Source organism: Desulfoferrobacter suflitae, from assembly GCF_022603395.1.
Lineage (GTDB): Bacteria > Desulfobacterota > Syntrophobacteria > Syntrophobacterales > Syntrophobacteraceae > Desulfoferrobacter > Desulfoferrobacter suflitae.
This window is the reverse complement of sequence record NZ_JAIBKA010000034.1, coordinates 1-1,526: the sequence shown is the minus strand read 5'-3', so window position 1 is coordinate 1,526 and position 1,526 is coordinate 1. Positions and strand designations below refer to the sequence as shown.

The following is a 1,526-nucleotide window of genomic DNA, read 5'->3' as shown; positions in this document are numbered from 1 at the left end:
GTTAAGCGTTTCGGCGACAAAGTGACTGTAGTCGGCCAACGACTTGAGCGGGTTGTCGCTCATGATCAATACGCCGGCTGGATACGCATGGCTTCGGTCAATTCACGCTGTTGGAGTTGCTCGGTATAGGCTTGCTTGCGCCGAACCCAGGTCTCGTAGATGCCTTTCCAACGGCTGAAGTCAGAGCGGGTTTCGTCGTACTCATCGTAGCGAGTGAGTTTGCCAGCCATCAGAGCGGCGTAGAAATCCTCGCTCAAAACGCCGTATTTTTCTTCGTAGAGCGTTAATCTCCGCTCGATGAGCTTCATCTCGATGACCAACTCTTGAAGTATCATCGCTGTCTCCCAATACAGTTGGTTACTCCCCTCGGCAATGCCTGTTGCCGCTCACTAAAAGCAAGCCCGCTGGGGCGACTTTTTGGTGCGGTCGCTGGCAGGCTTCGTTAATCTGACAAATATCACTTCACCAGCACCAAAGCAACTCATAGCCCGAAGAGTAAGTGTCCTCCTGGCACGTGCTACGCACTCCTGTGCAGGCCAAATGGGGCTAAGCGACTCGGACCACGCAACCGGCGAGCTTCGGAGAGTGTCACAAGATGCGTCCAGCGTGATTTGGGGCTCCCTTGGTCTCCTGTTCAACACGCTCGTGATCGCTGTGGCCATTTGACTGAACATATGGCATATGGCCTACCTTCTGAATCTGCCTGTATCAGCCGACCGAACGAAAAAAGGTTGTGGATCGTACCAGGTCAGCCCAACAGTGCCATCAGAGGGAACTACTTACGAGTCATTGTGAATTTCTCTCCAGAAGTGGGAGACACAAAGTAAACTGTACTTCCCTCTGCAACGAACTGGATTGTGCGACCGCTCGGCGCCTTGAAGCTCATAGTATTGCCATTAATGGTCGCATCCTGATATCCCACCAGGCTCGATCCTCGTGCAGGCTTGAACGAGTAATACAGCGAGTATCCGCTGTTGTTCGAAAGCTTCTCCAACCTATAGGAAACCGGGTTGGAAAAGTGAACTCCCCTGGAATTTGTGCCTGTGACAACACAGGTGTATTCCCCTATAAGAATTGGATTTGGCTCAGCAATGACCTTGCACAAAGCCGGTGCTGCATCGCCCGTGCTTGTTACGGCGTTGGTGGAACCCGTGGTCTGACATCCGCCCAAAAAGATGACGATCACCGCGAGCACCAAAAACTTTAAATCTACTTTCCTCATCGGCGGTTCTTCCTCCTTTCCTTTGAATCCTCTCTTGTCCTCCGATTCTTGGAGCTGCGCTCCGGCACGATCCACAGCGTTTGCTCAGCACCGAAAGTCCCGCTGTCCGTTTGGGAGGTGGCGCAATCTGAACCAACGATCATGAACTATCCTCGCCCACGGCTCACTGCTGATGCTTACGGCGCATGCTAACGGCAGGGCTAAGCGGACCGAAACACGCCGCCAAAGATTTTGAAGAAAGCACCGAAACTGCGCCCGGCGTGGTTCGGGTCCGCTTGAGCCCTTTGTTCGGCATAGCTATGTA

Annotated in this window: 2 protein-coding genes; both read right to left on the bottom strand. The window is 53.1% G+C overall.

Going from position 1 to position 1,526, the window contains the following annotated elements:
• Positions 1 to 65 precede the first annotated feature (65 nt).
• Complete coding sequence (locus tag K1V27_RS22450; protein ID WP_258932518.1) at positions 66 to 335, bottom strand: hypothetical protein; 270 nt, start codon at positions 333 to 335, stop codon at positions 66 to 68.
• Between the two features lie 440 nt (positions 336 to 775).
• On the bottom strand, positions 776 to 1,222 hold the full coding sequence (locus tag K1V27_RS22445; protein ID WP_258932517.1) for a hypothetical protein: 447 nt from the start codon (positions 1,220 to 1,222) through the stop codon (positions 776 to 778).
• Between the last annotated feature and the right edge of the window lie 304 nt (positions 1,223 to 1,526).